Raw genomic sequence first — 18,942 nt, forward strand, 5'->3', positions numbered from 1 at the left:
TCTCTTGTCTGTCTTGGGGCGTGAAACTAAGTCCTTTATTAATTCCTCCTCGGATATTGTCGCCATCTAAAGTATAGGTTTGAAAATGATTTTCATACAAGGCTTCTTCAAGTTTGTTGGCAATAGTTGATTTACCTGATCCCGAAAGACCTGTAAACCAAAATACAAAAGAAGAATGCTTGTTCCTTTTATTTCGCATTTCTCGTGTAATTGCAAAATGCTCTTCAAAAATATTACTCATAAAATCATTTTTTGTTCCTGAATATATTTGTTAAAATATTTAGTGTTACTATAATTCGTTCGATACTAAAAAAAATGAATTTAATAAGCTTTCTTTATTGTATTTCATCGCTAAATTAGTAGTATTATCGATAACTTTTAGTCCTACTGACATGCAAATTGCTTGTCCTGCTGCAGTGTCCCATTCCATTGTGGGTGCAAATCGTGGATAAACATCCGCATTTCCATCCGCAACCAAGCAAAATTTCAAGGAACTTCCTTTTGAAACCATTTCAATTTCCTGTTGGCTTTTTTGTCTCAGATTTTCAACAAAATCTAATGTCTCCTGATTCATGTGAGACCTACTCCCAACTACTCTTATTGTATTTAAGTTTTGTTGAGGCTGGATTTCTGATGCATTTTTCAAGATATCTGAAATAGTATAGTTAGAATGATCAATAGTTATTCGATAGGCTTTTTGTCGAGACACATCTCCAAAATAAAGTACGCCTGTTGCAGGAACATAAATAACCCCGAATTCAGGTAAGCCATTTTTAACCAATGCTATATTTACAGTAAACTCTCCGTTTTTCTTAACAAATTCCTTAGTTCCATCTAAGGGGTCTACTATCCAACAAGAGATCCAGTTTTTTCTGATGGAATATGGAGTTTGTTTGTTTTCTTCACTAATTATCGGAATCCCAGTTTGATTTAAATATTCCATGATTACTGCATTTGCTGCAATATCTGCCTCAGTCAATGGCGAATTATCATTTTTGAAATCGATTTGAAAATCTTTTTGATAAATTTCCATTATGACTTTACCAGCAGCAATGGAAGCCTCAATGGCAATGATGTAATCTGTATTCATTATGGGTATACAATTATAATCGTCCATCTGCTTTAACGCCTAAAACCCCTTTTACATCATACAACAAACTATTGTTGTTTTGCAATTGGGATAAATCCAAGTTCAAAAATGCTGTATGTGCCACGCCCAAAACAAGGACGTCGAATTTTTCTTGAGGTAAATCTTTGGTTGTTTCCAACTGATATTCGTGTTTTACTTCAGCAGGATTGGCCCAAGGATCATAAATGCTTACTGTTATTCCGTAATCGGTTAAAGCCGCAATGACATCCACAATTTTTGTATTGCGTACATCAGGACAGTTTTCTTTAAAGGTAATTCCCAGCATCAATAGCTTGGCGCCATTCACCACAATCCCTTTTTTAATCATCAATTTTACCACTTGCGACGCTACATAGTCACCCATACTATCGTTCAATCGTCTCCCTGCCAAAATGATTTCAGGATGGTACCCAAATTCTTGGGCACGTTGAGCCAAATAATACGGATCTACCCCAATACAATGACCCCCAACCAACCCAGGCTTGAAAGGCAGAAAATTCCATTTCGTTCCTGCCGCTTCCAACACAGCATGGGTATCAATGTCCATCAAATTGAATATTTTAGCCAATTCGTTGACAAAAGCAATGTTGATGTCGCGTTGTGAATTCTCAATTACCTTAGCAGCCTCAGCCACTTTGATAGTTGGAGCCAAATGAGTTCCAGCAGTTATAACTGATAAGTATAACTCATTTACTTTTTGTCCAATTTCAGGGGTTGAACCTGAAGTTACTTTTAATATTTTTTCTACAGTGTGTTCTTTGTCGCCTGGATTGATTCGTTCAGGTGAATAGCCCGCAAAAAAATCAACATTAAATTTTAATCCAGAAACTTTTTCTAATACTGGAATACACTCTTCCTCAGTCACACCTGGATAAACTGTTGATTCATATATAACGATGTCACCTTTTTTCAACACTTTTCCAACAGTTTCACTTGATTTATACAAAGGAGTTAAATCAGGACGATTGTTTTTATCAACAGGTGTTGGAACCGTAACAATATAATAATTACAATCAGCAATTTCGTTTGAATCTGAAGAGCAAAATAAACCTACATTATCATTTGATTCTTCTAACAATACTTTTTTAAGTGTTTCAGAATCTATTTCAAGAGTTGTATCGACTCCTTCTTTTAATGATGCTATTCTTTCTTGATTAATATCAAAGCCTACTACTGCATATTTTGTAGCAAATAATTGCGCTAAAGGCAATCCCACATAACCTAAACCAATTATAGCAATTTTAATTTTTTCTTTCATTTAGTATATTTATTTTATCATTGAGCTTAATACTATTTATAGCTCCGCTGTTCCAACTCACATTAAAAGTTAGAAATTATATCTCGGGGGGTAAATATAATAACAAAATATGACTTATTATGGTATAGTTTCATTAACATATACACAGCAAATTATCAAACAAGAACATGATTACAAAGCACACAAAATCAAAACATTAAATTTTATTTTTCAAAAAAAATATTCAAAATTCTATAGTTTTTATAATATCTTATTATTAATTCTTTAATATAAAAAAGTAAAACCACAAACAATTCTTAATTTTTTAACAAAAAAAAAACATTCTTAATTAAAAATTAAGAATGTTGTCAAAAAATAAACTATCTATTTTTAGGAAATACCCTGTGTTGACTATACCTTAAATGTCTATAAATATTGCTTTTTGTAATAAGCAGCATATTCACCCGAAGTAACATTATTTAACCAATCTTGATTTTCGAGATACCAATCAATAGTGATTTGTAATCCTTGTTCAAAAGTTACAGTTGGACTCCAACCCAACTCTAAATTTATTTTATTGGCATCGATGGCATAACGCAAATCATGACCTGGTCGATCTTTTACGTAGGTTATCAATTCAGCTGATTTTCCTGGTGTTCTTCCCAATTTCGTATCCATAATTTGGCACAGCACTTTTACCAAATCAATATTTTTCCATTCGTTGAAACCCCCAATATTATATGTTTCGTGGTTATTTCCTTGATGAAAAACTAAATCAATGGCAATCGCATGATCTTTTACAAACAACCAATCACGGGTATAATTACCATCACCATAAACGGGAAGCGATTGGTTATTAATAATATTATGAATAAATAAAGGAATCAGTTTTTCAGGAAAATGATTAGGCCCATAATTGTTCGAACAATTGGTAATTACATAAGGCAAACCATAAGTTTCGCCATAAGCACGTACAAAATGATCTGAGCTTGCTTTAGAGGCAGAATAAGGGGAGTTTGGATCGTAAGGAGTAGTTTCGGTAAATAAACCTTCGGCTCCTAATGAACCATAAACCTCATCTGTACTTACATGATAAAATCGCTTTCCATCGTAGTTATTCTCCCATAGCTTCCTAGCCGCATTAAGCAAATTTACTGTCCCAATTACATTGGTTTTTACAAATGCCATTGGATCCTCGATAGAACGATCAACATGAGATTCAGCTGCCAAATGGATTACCCCGTCAAATTGATGTTTTTGAAACAAATTCGAAATAAAAACTTCATCGGTGATATCGCCCTTTATGAAGGTATAATTAGATGCTTTTTCTATGTCTACTAGATTTTCCAAATTCCCAGCATACGTAAGTGCATCCAGATTATAAATATGATAGTTATTATATTTAGTGACAAATCGTCTTACAACGTGAGACCCTATAAAACCTGCACCACCAGTAATTAAAATATTTTTCATTAAATTTCTATTGCTTTATATTGATTGTATGGAATTGTAAATTCCTTTGATATTCATTTTTAATACACAGCCTAAGGATTCTAAAAATAACACATATTCCTTTTTATTTACCTCTTGAATAACAGCTTCTTGATTAGCAAAAGGTCCTGAAACTACTTTAATTTTAGTACCTGTTCGATAAGGTTCTACAGAAATAGTTTCTAAATTTGACCCTTCAAGCCAATTTTTTATCGTTTTAATTTCATCATCTTTAACAATAGCGGGCTTTCCTAACCAAAACAAATATCTGACAACTCCCGAAGACAAGAAGGCTAGATTTCTATCCTTTTCATCCAACTGCAAAAAAACATAGGAATTAAAAAGTGGCACTTCAACCTTTTTTTTTCGATCAGACCATTGCTTAACCTTAGTAATCAATGGACAATAACATTCTATCCCTTGTTCTTTAAGTTGTTCAGCTACTTTTTTCTCCCATTTAGGTTTTGTATAAACTACATACCAATTCATGATTTTTTTGTATTGAAAAAATTAAATTTATTAATTTAGATTAAGAACCAATGGCTCTATAAATAAACCCAATATTATTCATTTTTGATTCATTTAAAATATTTCTTCCATCAAAAACAAATGCTGGTTTTTGCATTAAATCATAAATTTTTTGCCAATCATACTCTTTAAATTCATCCCATTCAGTAAGTATAGCTATGGCATGAGAATCTTTACAAGTTTCATAAGGATCTGTGAATGAATTAATATTTCTAGCATTATTATCTGAAGATCTTGTTTCTAAATAATCTAAATCGGCTAGTATTTTTTTGTGAGAAACTTTTGGATCAAAAACTGCAATTTTTGCATGTTCATTAATCAAATCGTCTGCAACATATATAGCTGCAGATTCTCTAGTATCATTGGTGTCTTTCTTGAATGCCCATCCTAAAAATGCTATTTTTTTATCGGCAACTGTATTATAAAGCGTTTTTACAATAGTGTTAGAAAAACGCTTTTTTTGGTGGTCATTCATAATAATTACTTGTTCCCAATAATCGGCTACTTCATGTAATCCGTATGATTTTGCAATATATACTAGGTTCAATATATCTTTCTGAAAACATGATCCTCCAAAACCTACAGATGCTTTAAGAAATTTTGAACCAATTCTGCTATCCATCCCTATAGCTTTTGCTACTTCATTGATATTGGCCCCAGTTTTTTCGCATAACTCAGATAAAGCATTTATTGAAGAAATTCTCTGAGCCAAAAAAGCATTTGCAGTTAATTTTGATAATTCTGATGACCATACATTTGTTGTCAGTATCTTTTCAGGTTTTACCCAATTTGAATAAACATCAACCAGAGATTTTATAGCATTTTGCCCTTCAATTGTAGTATCACCACCTATTAATATTCTGTCCGGATTCAACAAATCTTCAACTGCTGTTCCCTCTGCAAGAAATTCAGGATTGGATAAGATTTGAAATTGCACGCCGTTGCCTGTATTATCTAAAATGCTTTTAATAGCTTCGGCAGTTCGTACTGGCAAAGTTGATTTTTCAACAACAATTTTATTATGTTTTGCGACTTTAGCAATCTGCCTAGCACACAATTCAATGTACTTTAAATCAGCAGCCATTCCTTTTCCTTTTCCATAGGTTTTGGTTGGAGTATTTACGGATATAAATATAACTTGAGCTTCATCGATTGCCTTATCAACTTCAGTAGAGAAAAACAAATTTTTACCCCTTGTTTCAGCAACTATAGCACTTAACCCTGGTTCGTAAATAGGTATATTATTGCTATCTTCATCATTCCAAGCCGCAATTCTTTCTATATTTAAATCGACAACTGTAACTTGAATATGTGGGCATTTTTGAGCAATAACTGCCATTGTAGGTCCGCCAACATAACCAGCTCCAATGCAACAAATTTTTGTGATTTTCATTCTATTATAAATATATTAATTTTCTAAATTATTTATTATCTCTTTAAATTTTCCCAATACCATTTTACCGATTCTATCAATCCTTGCTCCATTGAAAACTGAGGATTGTATCCTAACATTTTTTTTGCTTTATCGATACTTGCTAATGAATGTGGTATATCCCCTATTCTATTAGGTCCATATTCAACTTCAACATTCATTATGCTTGGATTATAAATAGAGAGGTTGTTTTTTAAAGATTCTACTAAGTTATTTAAGGTATTTTGATCTCCATAAGCAACATTATAAACAGTATTTATTGCTTCATTATTTTTGGTATTCATCGCCAATTCATTCATTTGAATTACATTGTCAATATAAGTAAAATCACGAGAGTAATTCCCATCACCATTTATTTTTGGGCTTTCTAAATTCATTAATTGCATTACAAATTTCGGAATTACAGCAGCATAAGCCCCATTAGGATCTTGATTTTTACCAAAAACATTAAAATAACGTAATCCTATTGTTTCAAGCCCATAAGTATTACTAAAGATTTCTGCGTATAATTCATTCACATATTTTGTAATTGCATAAGGAGAAAGAGGTTTACCTATAACATCTTCTACTTTAGGTAAAGCTTCAGAATCTCCGTATGTTGATGAACTGGCTGCGTATATAAAACGTTTTATTTTTGCATCTCTTGAGGCAATTAACATATTTAAAAAACCAGTAACATTAACATCATTTGTGGTTGCAGGATCATTAATTGAACGAGGAACTGAGCCTAATGCAGCCTGATGCAAAACATAATCAACACCTTGAACTGACTTCCGGCAATCATCAATATTTCTAATATCTCCTTCAATCAATTTGAAGTTATTATTTTCAATAAAAGTTTCGACATTATGCTTGTGACCTGTAGCAAAATTATCCAAACATATTACATTATAATCTTTATTTAAAAAATACTCACAAAGATTAGAACCTATAAATCCAGCTCCACCAGTAATTAAAATGGTAATTTTATTTTTTAATTTCATCAATTTGGTTTAAAACCTTAATCTTATCCTATTTTTAATTTTTCTATATTTAAACAAGAAAGCTTCATAAATATTTTTTGGAACATCTTCATCGACATAGCCATTTGCATAAACTTTATTTCCATAGCCGTATCCATAGCCGTATCCATAGCCATAACCATAACCAGCTCCGTATTTTGCTTTATTTTGGAATCCATTCAAAATAATACTAATATTATTTAATTCACCACGTTTAACACGATTGTTCAATAAAGTAATCATTTCCTTTTTTGTGAAATTTTGCCTTATTATATATAATATAACATCACTATACTGGGCTAACTCAAGCGCATCTGAAACTATACCTACGGGCGGTGTATCCAAAATAATATAATCATATTTTAATTTTAACTCATCTAATAATTCTTTCATTCGATCACTCAATATCAATTCAGCTGGATTTGGAGGTATTGGACCAGATATAATTACATCTAAATTAGGAATCTGAGTATGATTGATAATTTCATCTAAATTTTTTTGATTAATTAAATAATTAACAACCCCAATTTCGTTTGTCAAATTAAACTCTTCAAACAATTTTGGCTTACGTAAATCAAGACCAATAATCACCGTTTTCTTTTCACTAAGAGCAAAAACAGTTGCAATATTTAAAGAACAAAATGTTTTACCCTCTCCACTGACTGAGGATGTTATCATAAGGGTTTTGGCACCATATAATTGTTGCTTTTTATAAAGAAATTGTAATGATGATCGTATAGCTCTAAAAGATTCAGACAAAGCTGATTTTGGCTTGTTAAACACCGATAAATCGTTATCATCTTTACTTAATCCAACAATTCCTAACAAAGGTAGCTTCGTTAATTTACCAATATCTTCCGCATTTTGAATGGTATTATTAATAAAGAAAATCGCAAAAATAAATAATAGCGGAATAAGCAAACCCATAAAAAAAGCGGTTACATAATTTACCGAAGTGTTTGGGCCAATCTGTCCTCCACCTATATCCTTTGCAGGGTCAATAAAATGTATATCCGATAAATTTGCTGCTTTTACAATATCAGCTTCACTTCTTTTTTCAAGAAATGTACTATAAACATTGTCACTTAAATCATATTTTCTCTTAATCTTAATAAGCTCTTGCTGATCATCTGGCAATTTCTTGATAGTACTTTCTGTTTCGTTAATTTTGCTGTTTATCATAGCTAAATCAAATTGCAAAGAAGCTTTTGCAGTGGCTATATTTTCATACAAAACTTTTTTTAATGATTCTATTTGATTGTCAAAATCCTTGAATATTTTTTCGCTTTTAACGGCATAAGCCATTTCTGATCTTTGAGTAGAAAGAGAAATTATTTTTGAAATACCCGCTACAATATTGGGATCATCAATTCCTGCTACTGAGGGGGCTGGAAGCTTTGAATAATCCACACTACTTTTTAAATATCCTTTTAAAGAATTATAATAGGCAGTTTTACGAGTTATTTCGTCTTTCTTGATATCATATTCCAAAATTTTATCCGAAAATTTTCCACCTCCAGCTTCAATATCATATATGTTTTTATCTTTCCTAAAGGTTTTAAGCTCATTGTTAGTTTCTTTCATTTGCGATTCCATAGCTACTAAAGTACTATCAATAAATTGAATTGTATTTGTCGCAAACTGATTTTTAGCGTCTAACTGTCTTTTAATTAACATATTAACAGTAGCGTTTAGATATTCAACCATTCTAGCCTTATTGGGCCCAGTCATGCTCAAAGTGATTATTGAACCACCTCTATCATCAGATCTTACCCCAATTCCTTTATATCCCGAAACCGTACCATCAAAATCATTAAACTGAAGAAAATATTCATTCCCAACATACATGCCTGGATTTTCTTTTAGCTGCAATGTTAAATTTAAAAAAGGCAGAGACACTTTTTCCCCAACTTTATATTGCTTATAAAATTCTCCTGGAACAACAGAAGTTTCGTTATAAGATTTATCAGAATATTTAATAGTAGCTACAGAATTGCCTGAAAATGGAATTTTAATTCTATAAACATTATTACTTAAAAATTTTATCGCTATTAAACTTCCAGCAATTTGACCTTTAGTTTTATCAATATTTATGTAAAAAGGCACAGCTCCATAGGCATCTAAAAGCTGGTATTTTCCTTGTGAATAATAACTAATATAATATTGTAGTTTTTCAACAACAAGTTCATTATGTGACCTAGATTGCAATGTTGTAGTAATAGATTGAACTTGATCGGATGTGCCTCCCCAATTAAAAACTAAACTAGTATTTGAAGTAAAAAAAGGATTGTTTTCTTCTTTAACGGCAATAAGAGTATCCATTGCAAAAACCTTTTCCTTTCGAATATTTACTTGATATGCAATAGAATACGTGATAATTAAACTAATAATAAACCAACGCCAATAACTAGCAATTTTAATTAAAAAACTTTTGAAATCAAATCCTGATTGGTTTTCAAAAATCGAAAAATCTTTTATATCTAACATTTTTGTTATTATTATTTTTTAAACAGTAAATAAACTGTTGTACCAAGTGTTATTAATGTAACAATAGATGAAAAACCTTCCATTCCTGTCTTAAAAGATTCCCAAGTATTCTTTTTGAGTGGCTTAACATAAATATAATCATTGGGTTGTAATTGATAATAAGGTGATTTCATAACATTAATATCCGTAAGGTCAATATCATGCATTTCTATTCCTGTAGGTGATTGACGAATAATAGTTACTGCTTTTCTATTTCCTGCCTTATTTATATCGCCCGCATTTGCAATAGCTTCTATAATATTTACTTGGTCTTGAAAAACATTTTTTGTACCAATTGATCCAACTTCCCCAACCATTGTATATTTAAATCCTGCTAATTTTACCGTTACAAAAAGACTTGCCTCTTTATTAAAATACTCAGCTAATAATCTATTTTCGATTTTATCTCTAACTTCCTCGACAGTAAAACCAATTATATTTATTTCGCCTAAAACTGGAATTCTAATATTTCCATGATCATCAATTTTAAATCCATTAAAATATAAGTCTGACTCAGATTTTCCAACTTCTCCTTGATTTGTCGGGTTAAAAATAGAAACCAATTTAGGATCAATTGCTTTTATTGTTATGCTAACTACGTCGTTTATTTGTAATCGATATTGTTTAGATTGTATAGAATTTATAGAAGTCGCTACTTCTTTACCTTCTTTTTTTTGAAGATAAATCATATCTTGACTAACATCACAAGAGGTTAATAGCAAAATAACGCCTGTCCATAAATAAGTTAATGGTATATTCATTTTAATATTTTTGTAACAAATATAGCTTTTCATTTTACAATTTAAAAATATAGGTATTTTTTATACAATTAATTATTTTTCAAAGACTTTTCAAAAGGTACTCGTTGCAATATACTTCTACCTAAAGTAACTTCATCTGCATATTCAAGTTCATCACCTACAGAAATACCTCTGGCAATAGTTGAAGTAATAATATCAAAATCTTGGATTTGTTTATAAATATAAAAATTAGTGGTATCCCCTTCCATGGTAGAACTCAAAGCAAAAATAATTTCAGATACTGACTCTGATTTTATTTTTTCGACCAATGTATTAATATTCAATTGACTTGGACCAACTCCATCTATTGGAGAGATTTTTCCACCTAAAACATGATAAATACCCCTAAACTGACCTGTATTTTCTATAGCCATAACGTCACGAATATCTTCAACAACACAAATAATTTGATGATTTCTTTTAGAATTAATACAAATTTCGCACACTTCGGCATCCGAAATGTTATGACAACTTTTGCAAAACTTCACTTCTTCTCGCATTGTCGTTAGCGATTGTGCTAAAAATCCTGTTTGCTCCTTAGGTTGTTTTAATAAATGCAAAACCAATCGCAATGCGGTTCTTTTACCTATTCCGGGTAATTGAGCCATTTCGTTTACTGCTTTTTCTAAAAGTTTTGATGAAAATTCCATAAATATAAAAGTAATATGTAAAGCTTCCAGCCTTTAAAAGACTGGAAGCTTTACAAAATTAATACTGATTTGTGGTCAACAAAACTAGGGTACATGCCACATCCACTTTTATAGCATTTAATTCTAATAACTGATAAAATTCAGGATTCTCTGTTCCTGGGTTAAAAACTACTCGTTTTGGTTTTGACTCCACAATATAATTATAATAATCTCTTTGACGTAAAGGATTTAAATACAAAGTTATTGTATCAATATTTTTTAAAGGAATAGCTTTTGTTTGAATTTTTACACCAGCGACTTCTCCTGCTTTTTGCCCAATTGCCAAAACCGAATGTCCTTTTTCGACAAGAAGCGTAATGGCTTTAAACGAATATCTTTCTGGCTTTGTAGATGCTCCAAGAACCAAGGTTTTTTTATTTTTCATTTGACAAAAATACAAAAAAAGAAATGGCTTACTAATTTTCTCTTGGTAGGAAAATCTCAGCCATCATGCATCTAGCACTTCCTCCGCCACAGGCTTCAATTGTATCAAGACTAGAACTTAAAATGGTAACATGCTCCTCGAGTTGGGCAATTTGTTTTTTAGTAAGACATTTATGAGCAGAAGAACTCATTACCAAATACCTTCTATCATTCGCTCCTTTTAATTCCAGCATGTTTCCAGCAAAATTATTAACTTGTTCCTCAGTAATAAGAATTACTTCTTTATCGTCACCCTTCAAACTATCCAAAACCATTTTACGCTCTTTTTTATCATCGATACAATCAGCACAAATAACTGCAAAAGTATCTCCAATACACATCATTACATTGGTATGATAAATCAATTTTCGTTCTTTATCTACTGTTTGAAAAGCTTCAAATAACACCGGATAAAATTCAAAATCCTCACAAAATTCTATAAACAATTCTTCATCAGCTCGAGGCGACAAAGCACAATATGCTTTTGCATTTTCCCTATCTAATACAATACTCCCAGTACCTTCAAGAAAGAAACCATCGGCTTCGGCAGTGGTGTAATCCATTATTTCATTAATAACAAATCCGTTGTCTTCTAGAATATCTAATATATCTTCGCGACGCTCTAACCTACGATTTTCTGCAAACATTGGATAAAAAACTACATCTCCATTTTCATGAAATGAAATCCAATTATTTGGGAAAATACTATCTGGAGTATCTGTATCTGTTGAATCATTAACAACAATTATATCAATCCCAACGGCTCTTAATTTGTTTACAAATGTATCAAACTCTTCTTGAGCTTTGGCATTGACAGTTGCTGGGAGCAAATTATCGAATACTTTTTGATAATAATTATTTACAGCAGTTTGTTCATTCATTCTGAATGCAAAAGGACGAATCATTAGAATTGAGTTTGTTGTTTGGTTCATTTCTTTAGTTGTGGGTTATAGGTTATAGGTTTTAAGTTGTTTGGGTTGAAAGTTATGATTTCCAATTTTATTCAACGTACTTTATAAAATTATAAATTTTAGCGCTTAGTTCATTGTATTTGGAAATGAATTCCTACTCATTTTCTATAATATCTGGATATAATTTAGCTATTTTTTCAACATGAAAAACTGTTTCTAAACAACTGGCGTAAGAATAGGTTAGAAATTTCACAAAATCAGCTTTGTATTTTTTTCTACCGTATCCTTCTACAATATTGATAGGAACCGAATCAGAGGATCTCCTCAATTGACTACCCAGTTCATACATCTCGTATTTTGGTAATTTTAAAGAATAAGAAAGGCTTTTATAAAACAACTCTAAACCCAAACTAAAAACTTCTAAATCTTTGTAACTCTTCATACTTCTATATTCAAATAAAAACATTTAATACCAACACAACTTAAAACCTACAACCTACAACTTTTCTTAACTCCTAATCAAAGGCAACGTAGAACAACGTAACAATCCTTCTTGTTTGGCAATTTCGGCATAAGGAATTTCCTCAACAACAAATCCATTTTCTCGCAACCAGTTGTTGAGCCTTTTAAATTTTCTTTCCGAAACAACAACATTAGTATCTATCGAAAATACATTAGAATTCATATTATACATTTCTTTTCGGGTAATATGAAAAAGATTTGCAACACCAAAAAGATTCACTAAAAAAAGATAATCGGCCTCTTCACGAAAACCTCTTTTATAAATGATTCCTTTATTTGTTCCAACAGGTTGAAAGCAACAATCTAAGTGAAGTGCATTATCTCGAGCTTCTATTTTTGACTTCACCAAATCAAATTCTTTAACAATTTTATCAGGAAACAAATCTTTGATGTATTGAACTCCTGCAAGATTCGTTCTGGCTGTAATATAATTGGCATAATCACTTCCTTTATAAGTGCCAATAAAAATATAATCATTCCACAACATCACATCGCCCCCTTCAATATGAACATTTGCAGGAGGACGCAACACCTTTGCTGGATTTATTTGGTCTATTACATATTGAATAGCATCTAATTCTCTTTCTCTATCGGGTAGAATGTTTGATTTAATAAAAACATCACCAATTACAAATCCTATATCTCTAGCAAAAATTTGATTGTAATCTTCAATTAATTTTGGACGGTATACGGTAACTCCATATTTAAAAAAAACTTGATTGAAAGCTTCCATTTCAATCACCATATCCGACTCTACAGGATACGTTCCTGCCACAATATGCTCTAGCGACTTAGGGTCATACGCTTCTTCTACTTTTGGAGTGGGTCCGTTACTAATAGCTGAACCCAAAACTACTGCTTGAAGCCTAGAAGTTTCGTTATTGATATTTAATCGCAGCATTTTTTTTTAGCTTTGGTCAAAGATAAAAAAAGCCTCGCATTTTGCGAGGCTTTTTTTATCTTTTATCGTTTGTCAACTTCCTTAAACTCTCTCAGAGTATACCCTGTATAGATTTGTCGAGGTCTTCCTATCGGTTCTTTGTTTAATCGCATTTCTTTCCATTGCGCTATCCAACCTGGCAATCTGCCTATAGCGAACATTACAGTAAACATATCGGTTGGGATTCCTAATGCACGGTAAATAATTCCGGAATAGAAATCTACATTAGGATATAATTTTCGAGACACAAAGTACTCATCTGCTAAAGCTAATGCTTCTAATTTTTTAGCAATATCCAAAATTGGATCATCAACACCCAGTGTTTTCAAAACATCATCGGCGGCTTTTTTGATGATTTTGGCTCTTGGATCAAAATTTTTATACACTCGATGTCCAAAACCCATTAGTCTAAAAGGATCATTTTTATCTTTGGCTTTATCCATATATTTAGCGGCATCGCCTCCGTTCGCATGAATTTCTTCAAGCATTTCAAGAACAGCTTGGTTTGCACCACCATGAAGTGGCCCCCAAAGTGCCGAAACTCCAGCAGATATAGAAGCAAATAATCCCGCATGTGACGAACCCACCATTCTTACTGTTGAAGTAGAACAATTTTGTTCGTGATCAGCATGAAGAATAAATAATTTATCAAGTGCCTCGGTTACAAGTGGATTCGCTTTATAAGGCTCTGTCGGTAACTCAAACATCAAGTTCATGAAATTTTCAACATACCCTAAAGTGTTGTTATAGTAATTCAAAGGATACCCCATGCTTTTTCTATAAGTCCAGGTAGCAATCACTAAAAACTTACCCATGATTTTACAAACCGATTCGTATAGTTCAGCTTTGTTTTCTGGATTTACCGATTTTGGATTAAATGCAGTTAATGCACTAGTCAAAGCGGCTAAAACTCCCATCGGATGAGCAGTTTTAGGAAAACCATCAATGATGTTTTTCATCTCTTCGTTGACCAAGGTATATCTTCTAATATGCTCTTCAAAATCTTTCAGTTCAGCAACTGTAGGCAACTCTCCGAAAATTAAAAGGTAAGAAACTTCAAGAAAATTTCCTTTATCAGCTAATTCTTCTATAGAATATCCTCTGTAATGCAATATACCTTCTTCACCATCTAAAAAAGTAATTTCACTTTTACAAGCTCCCGTATTTTTATATCCCTGATCCATCGTAACCGCACCTGTTAAATCACGCAGTTTACTAATATCTATAGCCATTTCGTTTTCGGTACCAACGTATATTGGAAACTCATATTTTTTACCTTCAATCTCTAGTATTGCTGTTTTTGACATAGTGTATTTTGAAATAAATCTTTTATAAAATAATTTTTCAAAAATAGACTATTTCAATGGAATTAAAAAATGAAATTCGCAATGAAAATGTTAAAAAACAAAAAAAAAGCCATTTACTTTACGTAAATGGCTTTTTAATAAAAAATATATGTTTATTTTATCTTAAATGCATTTTTACCAGGAAAATAAGCGGTTATTCCTAATTCTTCTTCAATTCTTAACAATTGATTGTATTTTGCCATACGGTCAGAACGTGAAGCAGAACCTGTTTTTATTTGTCCACAATTCAATGCTACAGCTAAATCTGCAATGGTATTGTCCTCAGTTTCACCTGAACGATGAGACATTACCGAGGTGTATCCAGCATTTTTAGCCATGTTTACTGCAGCAATTGTTTCAGTTAAAGTTCCAATTTGGTTTACTTTTACCAAAATTGAATTGGCAATCCCTTTTTCAATACCCGTTGACAAACGCTCTACATTAGTAACAAATAAATCATCCCCTACTAATTGGGTTTTATGCCCAATTTTTTCAGTAAGTAATTTCCATCCATCCCAGTCATTTTCATCCATTCCATCTTCAATAGAAATAATTGGATATTTTGCTGCTAATTCCGCTAAATAATCAACTTGCTCAGCAGATGTTCTTATTTTTCCTGTTGGTCCTTCAAATTTAGAATAATCATATTTTCCATCAACATAAAACTCTGAAGAAGCACAATCTAAGGCAACCATAATTTCATCACCAAAAGTATAGCCTGCTTTTTCTACTGCTAATTTAATTGTATCTAAAGCATCTTCTGTTCCTCCAGCTAAATTAGGTGCAAAACCACCTTCATCACCTACGGCAGTACTCAAACCTCGATCGTGTAATACTTTTTTAAGACTGTGAAAAATTTCAGTACCCATTTGCATGGCATGTGAAAAAGTAGTGGCTTTTACTGGGAAAATCATAAATTCTTGAAAAGCAATTGGCGCATCAGAATGTGAACCTCCGTTGATAATATTCATCATAGGAACTGGTAATGTGTTTGCAGAAACACCACCAATATATCGGTATAAAGGCAATCCTAATTCATTTGCAGCAGCTTTGGCAGCAGCTAGTGAAACGCCAAGAATAGCATTTGCTCCTAAATTTGCTTTATTAGGTGTTCCGTCTAAATCTATCATAGTTTGGTCAATCAAGTTTTGTTCAAAAACAGAAATCCCTACTAACTCTTCAGCAATTTTTGTATTTACATTTTCAACCGCTTTTAAAACTCCTTTTCCAAGAAATGCTTTTCCGCCATCTCGCAATTCTACCGCTTCAAATTTTCCTGTTGAAGCACCAGAAGGAACTGCAGCTCTTCCTAAAACACCGTTCTCTGTTACTACATCAACCTCTATTGTTGGGTTTCCTCTTGAATCGAAAATTTGTCTTGCGTGAATCTTGATAATAATACTCATTTTTCTTGTTTTAAATGTTGAACCAAACAAGTCTGTTTGGTATAAATAATTAATATTTTTTGAAGCACAAAGATATTGTATACAACAATAATGATTTACTAAAAATAATGAATGTTATTAACGAAAACGTTATAATTTGTTAAAAATAAAACCCTTAAGTCAAAGTACTAAAGATATTTTATAATATTCAATTCATTCATAGTAAAAAAGCAACGAAATTGCTTTTCATAATATAACTAGAATGCAAGACTATTTTTTTTGATTGGTGTTTTTAAATAGTACTTTTGCAAACTATTTATACAAATATGGCTTTTTTAGAAGAAATACAAAGAAGAAGAACTTTTGGAATTATCTCGCATCCCGATGCTGGAAAAACTACCCTAACTGAGAAACTACTCCTTTTTGGAGGTGCTATTCAGGAAGCTGGCGCAGTAAAGAATAACAAAATCAAAAAAGGAGCTACGAGCGATTTCATGGAAATTGAACGCCAAAGAGGAATTTCGGTTTCAACATCGGTATTAGCTTTTATTTATAATGAAAAAAAAATAAACATTCTAGATACTCCAGGTCACAAGGATTTTGCCGAAGACACTTTTAGAACTCTTACCGCTGTCGATAGCGTAATTGTTGTTATTGACGTGGCAAAAGGTGTGGAAGAGCAAACTGAAAAGTTAGTTGCAGTATGCAGAATGCGAAAAATTCCAATCATCGTTTTTATTAATAAATTAGATCGCGAAGGAAAAGATGCCTTTGACCTAATGGACGAGGTGGAGCAAAAACTAGGCTTAACTGTCACTCCCCTAAGTTTTCCAATAGGAATGGGATATGATTTTAAAGGTATTTATAATTTGTGGGAACAAAATATTAATATGTTTAGTGGTGACAGTCGAAAAAATATTGAAGAAACGATTGCTTTTTCGGATGTAAAAAACCCAGAACTAGAAAAAATAATTGGACAAAAACCTGCCGAAAAACTTCGAGAAGAGCTCGAATTAATTGACGAAGTCTATCCGAAATTTGACCGTCAAGACTATTTAGACAGTAAATTGCAACCTGTGTTTTTTGGATCGGCATTGAATAATTTTGGCGTTCGCGAACTTCTAGATTGTTTCGTTGCAATAGCGCCATCGCCTAGAGCTAAAGATTCTGAAACTCGATTGGTAGACCCAAAAGAAGAGAAAATGAGTGGATTTGTTTTTAAAATTCACGCCAATATGGACCCCAAACACAGAGATAGACTGGCATTTATAAAAATTGTTTCTGGAACTTTCGAAAGAAACAAACCCTATTACCATGTTCGCCAAAAGAAAAATTTAAAATTCTCGAGTCCGAATGCCTTTTTTGCCGAAAAGAAAGAAATTGTTGATATTTCTTACCCTGGTGACATCGTAGGATTACACGACACTGGTAATTTTAAGATTGGAGATACCTTGACCGAAGGCGAAATCATGAGTTTTAAAGGTATTCCGAGTTTTTCTCCAGAACATTTTAGATACATTAACAATGCCGACCCGTTGAAATCCAAACAGTTAGACAAAGGAGTAGACCAGTTGATGGATGAAGGAGTAGCGCAATTGTTTACACTTGAAATGAATAACCGAAAAATCATCGGGACAGTTGGCGCACTTCAATACGAAGTGATTCAATATCGCTTAGAACACGAATATGGGGCCAAATGTACCTATGAAAATTTTCCAGTGCATAAAGCCTGTTGGGTAAAACCAAACGATCCAAAAAGTGAGGAGTTTAAAGAATTCCGAAGAATTAAACAAAAATTCTTAGCCCATGATAAATATGGTCAATTAGTTTTCTTGGCTGATTCGGACTTTACGATACAAATGACACAAAATAAATATCCTAACGTACAATTATTCTTTACATCAGAATTTGAATAATATAAACATTTATAAAACAAAAAAGCTAATCGTAACGATTAGCTTTTTTTATGATTTTATTTTAGTTTGAATTAAGTTGTAGCCACTTCGAAGTTTACCGCTTTTTTCAAAAAAGCTTTGATTAACAAACGGTTTGGAGCTAATCCAGAAGTCATAAATTGTTTTCTTGTATTTTCGCCTGCTGGAATAATTGTCGTGCTTGGATTTTGTTTTGATCCCATGAACCAAATCACAAAATTCATATTAGAAGTGTTTGAAGTAGCTTCTTTTTCTACAAGATTATTTTCGATAGTAGTATTTGAATCCGTGCTTTTTCCAGCAATTGTTTGACCAAAAACCGAAACATTAGACAATAAAAGTAAAACAAACAGAACTAAAATGCTAGATGTTTTTTTGTTGTCGTTTTGTTTTGAAAATTGATTCATGGTTCGTTTTTTTTAGAGAGACAAATAATATATCTCTTATCTGAGGTCAAAACTAATCCAAGCATTCGTTACCTGAAAATATTTTCGTTGAAGCACCATAAAACTCGTTAAAACAACAAAAAAGAGTAATGATACCTTTACAACAGACTCCATTCTAGAAAAACTATTGCAAAAAAAAGCCCCTTCATTGCTGAAGAGGCTTTCTATTTAAAGAAATTTTACTTGTGTTATTTTTTAATCA

At 32.1% G+C, this 18,942-nt stretch carries 18 protein-coding genes; 1 reads left to right on the plus strand and 17 read right to left on the minus strand.

Annotated elements, in window-relative coordinates; translation table 11 throughout:
* The 16 genes from ACKVOD_RS08855 to eno all read right to left on the minus strand — a co-directional run.
* A partial coding sequence (locus ACKVOD_RS08855) for an adenylyl-sulfate kinase (protein ID WP_409209107.1) occupies positions 1–241 on the minus strand: 241 nt, incomplete at its 3' end.
* A 48-nt stretch (positions 242–289) separates the two neighbouring features.
* A complete protein-coding gene (cysQ, locus tag ACKVOD_RS08860; RefSeq protein ID WP_409209108.1) occupies positions 290–1,090 on the minus strand; it encodes a 3'(2'),5'-bisphosphate nucleotidase CysQ in 801 nt (266 codons plus the stop codon).
* Positions 1,091–1,103: 13 nt separating this feature from the next.
* Positions 1,104–2,387 (minus strand): nucleotide sugar dehydrogenase, encoded by a 1,284-nt coding sequence (locus ACKVOD_RS08865; RefSeq protein ID WP_409209109.1) that lies wholly within the window; start codon positions 2,385–2,387, stop codon positions 1,104–1,106.
* A 405-nt stretch (positions 2,388–2,792) separates the two neighbouring features.
* On the minus strand, positions 2,793–3,839 hold the full coding sequence (rfbB, locus tag ACKVOD_RS08870) for a dTDP-glucose 4,6-dehydratase (RefSeq protein WP_409209110.1): 1,047 nt from the start codon (positions 3,837–3,839) through the stop codon (positions 2,793–2,795).
* Positions 3,840–3,854: 15 nt separating this feature from the next.
* The gene (locus ACKVOD_RS08875; RefSeq protein WP_409209111.1) at positions 3,855–4,346 is read right to left on the minus strand and encodes a UpxY family transcription antiterminator; all 492 of its coding nucleotides are present in this window, start codon (positions 4,344–4,346) and stop codon (positions 3,855–3,857) included.
* A 40-nt stretch (positions 4,347–4,386) separates the two neighbouring features.
* On the minus strand, positions 4,387–5,778 hold the full coding sequence (locus ACKVOD_RS08880) for a UDP-glucose 6-dehydrogenase (protein ID WP_409209112.1): 1,392 nt from the start codon (positions 5,776–5,778) through the stop codon (positions 4,387–4,389).
* A gap of 35 nt (positions 5,779–5,813) precedes the next feature.
* Positions 5,814–6,800, minus strand: a complete 987-nt coding sequence (locus ACKVOD_RS08885; protein WP_409209113.1) for an SDR family oxidoreductase — start codon at positions 6,798–6,800, stop codon at positions 5,814–5,816.
* A 9-nt stretch (positions 6,801–6,809) separates the two neighbouring features.
* Positions 6,810–9,305 (minus strand): polysaccharide biosynthesis tyrosine autokinase, encoded by a 2,496-nt coding sequence (locus tag ACKVOD_RS08890; RefSeq protein WP_409209114.1) that lies wholly within the window; start codon positions 9,303–9,305, stop codon positions 6,810–6,812.
* A gap of 11 nt (positions 9,306–9,316) precedes the next feature.
* Entirely contained in the window at positions 9,317–10,105 is a 789-nt protein-coding gene (locus tag ACKVOD_RS08895; protein WP_409209115.1) for a polysaccharide biosynthesis/export family protein, read from the minus strand.
* A 68-nt stretch (positions 10,106–10,173) separates the two neighbouring features.
* Positions 10,174–10,794 (minus strand): recombination mediator RecR, encoded by a 621-nt coding sequence (gene recR, locus ACKVOD_RS08900; RefSeq protein ID WP_409209116.1) that lies wholly within the window; start codon positions 10,792–10,794, stop codon positions 10,174–10,176.
* Between the two features lie 58 nt (positions 10,795–10,852).
* Positions 10,853–11,218, minus strand: a complete 366-nt coding sequence (locus ACKVOD_RS08905) for a CoA-binding protein (RefSeq protein ID WP_409209117.1) — start codon at positions 11,216–11,218, stop codon at positions 10,853–10,855.
* A gap of 31 nt (positions 11,219–11,249) precedes the next feature.
* On the minus strand, positions 11,250–12,188 hold the full coding sequence (ctlX, locus tag ACKVOD_RS08910) for a citrulline utilization hydrolase CtlX (RefSeq protein ID WP_409209118.1): 939 nt from the start codon (positions 12,186–12,188) through the stop codon (positions 11,250–11,252).
* 133 nt (positions 12,189–12,321) lie between these two features.
* Complete coding sequence (locus tag ACKVOD_RS08915; protein WP_409209119.1) at positions 12,322–12,609, minus strand: four helix bundle protein; 288 nt, start codon at positions 12,607–12,609, stop codon at positions 12,322–12,324.
* A gap of 66 nt (positions 12,610–12,675) precedes the next feature.
* Entirely contained in the window at positions 12,676–13,590 is a 915-nt protein-coding gene (locus ACKVOD_RS08920) for a dimethylarginine dimethylaminohydrolase family protein (RefSeq protein ID WP_409209120.1), read from the minus strand.
* Positions 13,591–13,652: 62 nt separating this feature from the next.
* The gene (locus ACKVOD_RS08925; RefSeq protein ID WP_409209121.1) at positions 13,653–14,936 is read right to left on the minus strand and encodes a citrate synthase; all 1,284 of its coding nucleotides are present in this window, start codon (positions 14,934–14,936) and stop codon (positions 13,653–13,655) included.
* A 152-nt stretch (positions 14,937–15,088) separates the two neighbouring features.
* The gene (gene eno / locus ACKVOD_RS08930) at positions 15,089–16,381 is read right to left on the minus strand and encodes a phosphopyruvate hydratase (RefSeq protein ID WP_409209122.1); all 1,293 of its coding nucleotides are present in this window, start codon (positions 16,379–16,381) and stop codon (positions 15,089–15,091) included.
* Positions 16,382–16,686: 305 nt separating this feature from the next.
* Between eno and ACKVOD_RS08935 the strand changes: the two genes are divergently transcribed.
* Positions 16,687–18,276 carry a peptide chain release factor 3 gene (locus ACKVOD_RS08935; RefSeq protein ID WP_409209123.1) on the plus strand — a complete coding sequence of 530 codons (1,590 nt, stop codon included), beginning with the start codon at positions 16,687–16,689 and terminating at the stop codon, positions 18,274–18,276.
* Between the two features lie 71 nt (positions 18,277–18,347).
* Here the strand turns inward: ACKVOD_RS08935 and ACKVOD_RS08940 are convergent, their stop codons facing one another.
* Positions 18,348–18,701: a hypothetical protein gene (locus tag ACKVOD_RS08940; protein WP_409209124.1), complete on the minus strand. Its 354-nt coding sequence runs from the start codon at positions 18,699–18,701 to the stop codon at positions 18,348–18,350.
* Between the last annotated feature and the right edge of the window lie 241 nt (positions 18,702–18,942).

The sequence above is a fragment of the Flavobacterium sp. genome (genome assembly GCF_046155325.1).
In the GTDB taxonomy this organism is placed as follows: domain Bacteria; phylum Bacteroidota; class Bacteroidia; order Flavobacteriales; family Flavobacteriaceae; genus Flavobacterium.